Annotated in this window: 5 protein-coding genes; all 5 read right to left on the bottom strand. The window is 44.9% G+C overall.

Features of this window, described 5'->3' with window-relative positions; translation table 11 throughout:
* Positions 1 to 134: 134 nt before the first annotated feature.
* The gene (locus tag AC1DPZ_RS19690; protein WP_477406571.1) at positions 135 to 743 is read right to left on the bottom strand and encodes a hypothetical protein; all 609 of its coding nucleotides are present in this window, start codon (positions 741 to 743) and stop codon (positions 135 to 137) included.
* Positions 740 to 2,896, bottom strand: coding sequence for a xanthine dehydrogenase family protein molybdopterin-binding subunit (locus tag AC1DPZ_RS19685; protein WP_477406569.1), 2,157 nt, complete (start codon positions 2,894 to 2,896; stop codon positions 740 to 742). The genes AC1DPZ_RS19690 and AC1DPZ_RS19685 overlap by 4 nt, the downstream gene beginning before the upstream one ends.
* Positions 2,893 to 3,363 (bottom strand): (2Fe-2S)-binding protein, encoded by a 471-nt coding sequence (locus tag AC1DPZ_RS19680; protein ID WP_477406567.1) that lies wholly within the window; start codon positions 3,361 to 3,363, stop codon positions 2,893 to 2,895. Before AC1DPZ_RS19680 ends, AC1DPZ_RS19685 begins: the two co-directional genes overlap by 4 nt.
* A gap of 286 nt (positions 3,364 to 3,649) precedes the next feature.
* Positions 3,650 to 5,335 carry a D-arabinono-1,4-lactone oxidase gene (locus AC1DPZ_RS19675; protein WP_477406565.1) on the bottom strand — a complete coding sequence of 562 codons (1,686 nt, stop codon included), beginning with the start codon at positions 5,333 to 5,335 and terminating at the stop codon, positions 3,650 to 3,652.
* A gap of 428 nt (positions 5,336 to 5,763) precedes the next feature.
* Positions 5,764 to 6,458, bottom strand: a 695-nt coding sequence (locus tag AC1DPZ_RS19670) for a hypothetical protein (protein WP_477406563.1), incomplete at its 5' end; no start/stop codon positions are given.

Genomic DNA, 6,458 nt, shown 5'->3' with positions numbered 1-6,458 from the left:
AAGACAAAGAAGAGAAGGAAGAGTTGTAAACCTTGCTTTTTGATGTACTTGCCGTCGCTGGTGCGCGCCGACAAGTACATCATGTTTACCTACATGTCTTTTTCTCCTCCAAGTGCCCCATTCGCTTTTTGCTGTCATTTAGCCGGTGCATACGCCCCTTTCGCTATCCATAATTTTACCTGAGCGCTAAAARCGGTATGGCTAAGCGGCGGCAAAGTTCTGCCGGCGCCAGGGCGCCAGGCCCAGGATACTAAATCGTCTGAGGTCATATGTTCAATTAATTGCTGTTTGCTTCTTCCGCCATTCTGTTTGAGATCAAGCAATTGAAGAGCCAGCTGCCGTGGTGTTTTTCCCTCGAAAACCATCCGCATATTTGCGGGCGGTAATCCCCATTTAGGATTTCCCGGAGGGGTATGCAAGCCCGGGGCATTTTCGGCCTGGTGGCAATTGCTGCATTTCATGGCATATAAACCTTTGCCATCGGGTCCCCTTTTTACACCCATAGTATGCAGATGACTGTCATCGCCCTGCAAGGGAATATCGCCGCTGGGGTGACAGTTCATACAACGTGCGCTCTTCAGAACTCTGTATACAGACATAAAAGCCCTGACAGAGCCTACGCTATCTTTTGGCGAACCCAAAACCGCTGCATAAATGACCGGCTTTTCCTTAAATGACATTACAGTAACAGCAATTATTGCCAATAGCAGCGCCACGAAAATGAAAGATTTTTTGCTTCTCATGAGATGTGGTTTAATGGCGTGTTCATGATCGGTAAATTATAGATGCGCTTGCCTGTTGCCGCAAATACGGCATTGGCAATAGCTGGTGCGGTTGGCGGCACAGCGCATTCTCCGGCACCACCCATTTTCTCGTTGCTTTCAACAATGTACACATCAATCTCCGGCGACTCATTCATACGGGCAATACGGTAATCATAGAAATTATTTTGTTGTAGTTGTCCTTTTTCAATAGTCAACTCACCATAAAGCGCCATGGTTAGGCCAAATATAATACCGCTTTCCATTTGAGCTTTTACCCCGTCGGGATTAACAGCAAGGCCACAATCAATAGCGCAGGTTACTTTATGCACCCTTAGCTTCCCGTTATCAATGCTTATTTCAGCAACCTGTGCCACATAGCTGCCAAAGGCCTCGTGTACAGCAATTCCCTTATACCGGCCCTTTGGTAATTTATTATCCCATCCGGCTTTTTCTGCTGCCAGGTTTAAAGCCGCCAGGTGGCGCGGTGATTTCTGCAGCATTTTGCGCCTGTAAGCTACCGGGTCCTGCCCGGCTGCATGGGCTACCTCATCCAGCATGGTTTCCATCACATAGGCGGTATGGGTATGTCCCACCGAACGAAACCATAACACCGGCACAACTTCTTTTGTGGAATGTAAACCAACAAAATAATTGGGTACCGTTTCAAAATATGGTGAACCGGCAACACCCTCTACTGATGTAGCATCAATACCATCTTTGGATTCAAAAGGAGTACCGGCCATAATAGACTGGCCAACAATATTATGGCGCCATGCTACCGGCAAGCCGGACGCATTTAAACCAGCATTGATGCGATGTACAACCATTGGGCGGTAATAACCGCCTTTCATATCATCCTCGCGTGTCCAAACCATTTTTACAAATTTGCCGCTTGCTTTGGCCATGTGCACAGCTTCCGAAACAAAATCGGAGGTTATGGTAGCCCGGCGCCCAAAACCGCCGCCAAGGAACACCACGTTCATTGTTATTTGTTCGGGTTTCATGCCTAATATCCTGGCTGCCACAGCCTGATCAATACCAGGCAGCTGCGTACCTGTCCATATTTCGCATTTGTCATCACTTATTTTCACCGTACAATTCTGCGGCTCCATAGGCGCATGGGCAAGGTAAGGGAAAACGTATTCGGCTTTTAATATTTTCGTGGCTTTAGCCAGGCCCTCGTTAACATTGCCTTTTTGTGCAGCTTTTAGTCCATCGGTATGGGCAAGTTTTTGGTAGGCATCAACTTGTGTTTTGGTACTTAAATTAGCGCCGGGTCCATCGTCCCAGGTTATTTGCAATGCTTTACGCCCCTGGCTTGCTGCCCAAAAATGATCTGCGATCACTGCAATACCTGTCGGAATTTCTACTACCTGTTTAACGCCCGGGACAGCTTTAGCACGGGAGGCGTCAAACGATTTTACCTTACCCCCAAATACAGGTGCATGGGCTACAACAGCAGTAAGCATGCCGGGGAACTGCATATCCATGCCAAACTTAGCCTGCCCATTGGTTTTAACCGAAGCATCAAGACGTTTAACGCCTTTACCAATCAATTTCCACTGCGCCGGCGGTCTCAGCGTAACATTTTGAGGCACCGGCAACGTTGATGCTTCAGTAGCCAATTCGCCGTAACTTAATTTTTTTCCACCTGCGGTAACATAACCTCCACCTGTTGTACAGCTTTCAACTGTTACCCCGGTACGTTTGGCAGCAGCCTGGGTTAACATAACACGCGCCGTTGCGCCGGCCTTGCGGTAACGGTCAAACTCCGACCAGGTAGAGCTGGACCCACCGGTAATCTGGATGCCATACACGGTATGATTATAATCTTTATCAACTCCGCTATGCATGACTTTAATGGTATTCCAGTCGGCATCTAATTCTTCTGCCAGGATCATGGGCAGCGTGGTCCAGATGCCCTGCCCCATTTCAACATGACTTAATATTACCGTGATGCTATTGTCGGCACCAATACGCAAAAAGGCGTTGGGTGCAAAAGCGGTTGCGGCATCCTGTACCAGCAAACGGTTGGCCTGTGGTATGGTAAAGGAGATCAGTAGGCCTCCGCTTAACACCGCGCCCGCTTTCAGGAAATTACGGCGGCTGATCGCTGTTTGTTGATCGCTCATGATTTACCTCCTTCTTTTTGCATTGTTGCAGCCTTATGTATAGCCTGTCTTATCCGCGGATAGGTACCGCAACGACAAATATTGCCCGACATGGCATCATCAATATCCTGATCGGTAGGATTAGGCTTTTCCCGGAGCAGCACAGCAGCTGACATCAATTGCCCCGATTGGCAATATCCGCATTGCGGCACATCAAACTCGACCCATGCTTTTTGCAAAGGATGGTCGTTATTGAGTGACAGTCCTTCAATGGTGACTACGTTTTGGCCTTGCGCGCGGCTCACTTTGGTAACGCATGAGCGTACGGCCTCGCCATTTAAATGAACGGTGCATGCGCCGCATTGAGCAACGCCGCAGCCAAACTTGGTGCCGGTAAGGCCTAACAGATCCCTGAGTACCCACAGCAGCGGCATATCGGGGCTGGCGTCTACCTGATACGATTTATCATTAACTTTTAATGTGATCATAAGCGGTAAAATAAGTAGAGAACAATTGGTGTATACTAAGTTAAGAAAATGTTTTGCTTACTTTTAATGTTTTCACCATAAGTATTTGGAAGATTTTTTATTTCCTCTTAAGGAGGGCTAATCTTTCGATTCCTCAACTACATTCTCATTTTGTTGATTGAGTTCCAATGAACTCTTATAGTTTTTTATAGTCAATTCTTATTCCCCACAGAGCGTAAGCAAACAAAAAAGTCGGAAGATTAATCTTCCGACCATTCGTGGCTCATCGCCGCTTTTTTTGTTTGCTTTACTGTTGTGTTAAAAACAATTCTGTCACAGGGATCCCTAATTTTGAACGCCAGTAATCGTTTACAAAAACTTGCTGAGGGTCCATTGTGTTCCTTAAATTCATCCAATCATTCCATTTGGGGTACCTATCGGCTATATATGTTACTCCCGGTACGTTGTTAACCGTGTCGGGGATGTATTTCCCCCAGTGCGGGCGAAAATTAAACGGCGCTAATAAATCCCAAAAACTTTGGTAAAACGTTGCCGGATCGCCAAGGTTATTGGCAAACCAAAACACATCTATACGTATAACATCCTGGTTGTATGAAGGACTAAGCCAAAAAATATTTTGTTTGGCTGCATAAATTTCACAGCTAAAACTAAGGTCGATAGTAATTGGCTGGCTATCGTAATAAGCCTTCAGCGTATCCATCACCTGCTCCGCCTGGTTAATATCTATCCAAAGCTCGGTAAACCAAACCGGCATCAGCTTATCGCTCATCTGGTTATCCATAGGCAGGCCTGTATACCAAAGATCGGCAAATAGCTGCGGCCCTTTATTGGCATTTGTTGGCGTATCAACGGGCACAAAAACGTCCATTATAACAGGAAATATTTTTGATCCATAAATACTTTCTACATAATCTATAATAAGTTCACACTCCATATAGTCATTGCCCATAAATTTTTGCAGCCAGGTGGGCCATTGGCCAATAGCGGTATATATAAGATTGGCTGCTGCGTTAGCAGGATCGGGCTTATTAAAAATGTAAGGTACCTCGTGATATGGTTTTAGCCCATCAGCTGGCGGTTGAGCGCCCGTTAAATCATAAGCATGTTTTGCGTAGGCTATGGCTCCGCTTTGATCTGTACGCTGTGCCTGCCAAACTACCATTCGCGATAGATCCTTAGTAGGATCTTCATGATTTTGCTGTGGCCACCACATTAAACGGGTATACTCGGTTTGCTGTAAAAAAGTTTGCATGTTTGGCAAAGCGGGGGCATTTCCGAACAGGTTGATCAGGGTGCATTGGTCTGTATAAGTAATAGTTTCCGATCCCTCGATATAAAACTGGGGCGAGCAGCTAAAGGTTGCTGAAACAATAACGCCAAACAAGCCCATTGAAGCTATACCAACTGCATAAAATGGGTCATCCGGATTATTGGCCGGCTTTGTAAAAGTAGTTACAGCAGCGCCCTCCCCTGCCTTGCAGGTAACTATATCAACGCTTATCAATGCATCTTCAAAAGAATATTGAGTTGAACCCCCCGAAGAAGAGGTTGATAAAAAACCACCTACTGTTTGATGTGTTATGCCTCCCAGATCGGGCAGTGAACGATTTAATGAAGGGTCGCCTGCAGCAGTACCTAAGTTATCTAAATAATAACATAAGGAATTTTCCAGGGTAGAAATTTTTGTAGGGTCAAAAGGGTCGGGGCCGAGGTGGCAACCCGCCTGCACTTTTACAGTGTCGGCATCCAGCATTTCCACACCATACATTTTTGCAAGCATAATGTATTTGTATTTTTTCCCGGTAGACGATTGCTGTTCTGTTTCAAGCGTCCCCACCAACGGGAATGAGTGGCCGGAGCCGCGAACGCAAATGATCTCGTTGTTGTTCGCTGCCTCATTTACCAGGGCAATTACATCGTCGTTGCTTTCGGGCAACCAGTAAGTTGCCCCATTTACAATTATTGTTTCCATACTTATAGGTTTATGTTGGTTTATGTTTAGCTAATTTAACTAATAATTATTTAATATCGCAAATTATAATATTATTAATTTTTACATTAATAATATTATAGATATTTTACTTTCAGTTAAGTATAAATTGAGCCTTTTAACGCTCTTTAGCACAAGTATTAAGCGGTCTTCAATTTTTACAAATCTGTATTTGGCGGCGAGTTCAGTAATTTACAGCGCATGAAGGATATGCCGGATGCTCCGCCAATGCCGGCAGAGGAACACTGAATGCAGGTAATAATTTTATGGTAACATTGGAAACCGGCAGCGAGGAAGAGACTACCCGGCTATTTAATAGCCGATCAGAAGACGGCATTGTAATGATGCCTGTGGAACACCGGTTCTGGGGTGTTTTTTTGGTATGCTTAGTTGTTACACTGCCTGCAGAATTATTGTTCCAGCTGCGTATTCCTCTTATCCGCAGGTATTTTCAGGAAAGCTTTATAGTTGGCATCAAGATAAGCCAAAAGGTTAAAATCTTTACTGAAGTAGATTCCGGGCGATGGCGTGTACAAAACCAAAAAGTCGTCCATATCCTTACCTTTTAACGGCAGATATTTGGATATATAATCGGCATTAAAAACTTTGGCAATTTCGTCCTGCTGTTCCTGGTCTCTCAAAAATTCAGCCTGTTTAGCTTTTCTTTTTTCGTCCTTTTTAAAGTAATGGAGTCTTAATGCTATTCCCCCTTTGTAGTTTCCATATCTTGCATCCCTTTGATAAACCATTGTTTGGTTATGATATTCGGGAGCCAGGAATGATCCCGTATGGATGGCTTCGGTCGCGGTTACATTTACCTCGTTAAGCATATTATGCCGGGGCGTCAGGAATATTTCAAGCGGCTTATTACCGGTAAGCAAAACCGTATCCGATTTATAAAAATAACCGCTAAACAGCAACAATTCGCCGGCCTTGCCCTCAATACTAAATACGCCCGATTTATTGGTGATCGTGAATTTGCGGCTGCTTAAATTTTCAACTTTTATACTTTGCAGCACCACACGCGTTTTATTCTCATATACTACCCCGTTTTGCACACTTTGGCCAAATGCAATTGCTGCTGTTGTACTGCAAAGGAATAATA

This window comes from Mucilaginibacter sp. P4_G9 (assembly GCF_056400985.1).
Note: the sequence above shows the minus strand (reverse complement) of the source record. Positions and strands in the feature narration are given on the sequence as shown.

Excerpts from the sequence above, each read along its gene's own strand:
- AC1DPZ_RS19685 (WP_477406569.1), bottom strand. The coding sequence starts at position 2,896 with ATGAGCGATCAACAAACAGCGATCAGCCGCCGTAATTTCCTGAAAGCG.
- AC1DPZ_RS19680 (WP_477406567.1), bottom strand. The coding sequence starts at position 3,363 with ATGATCACATTAAAAGTTAATGATAAATCGTATCAGGTAGACGCCAGC.
- AC1DPZ_RS19675 (WP_477406565.1), bottom strand. The coding sequence starts at position 5,335 with ATGGAAACAATAATTGTAAATGGGGCAACTTACTGGTTGCCCGAAAGC.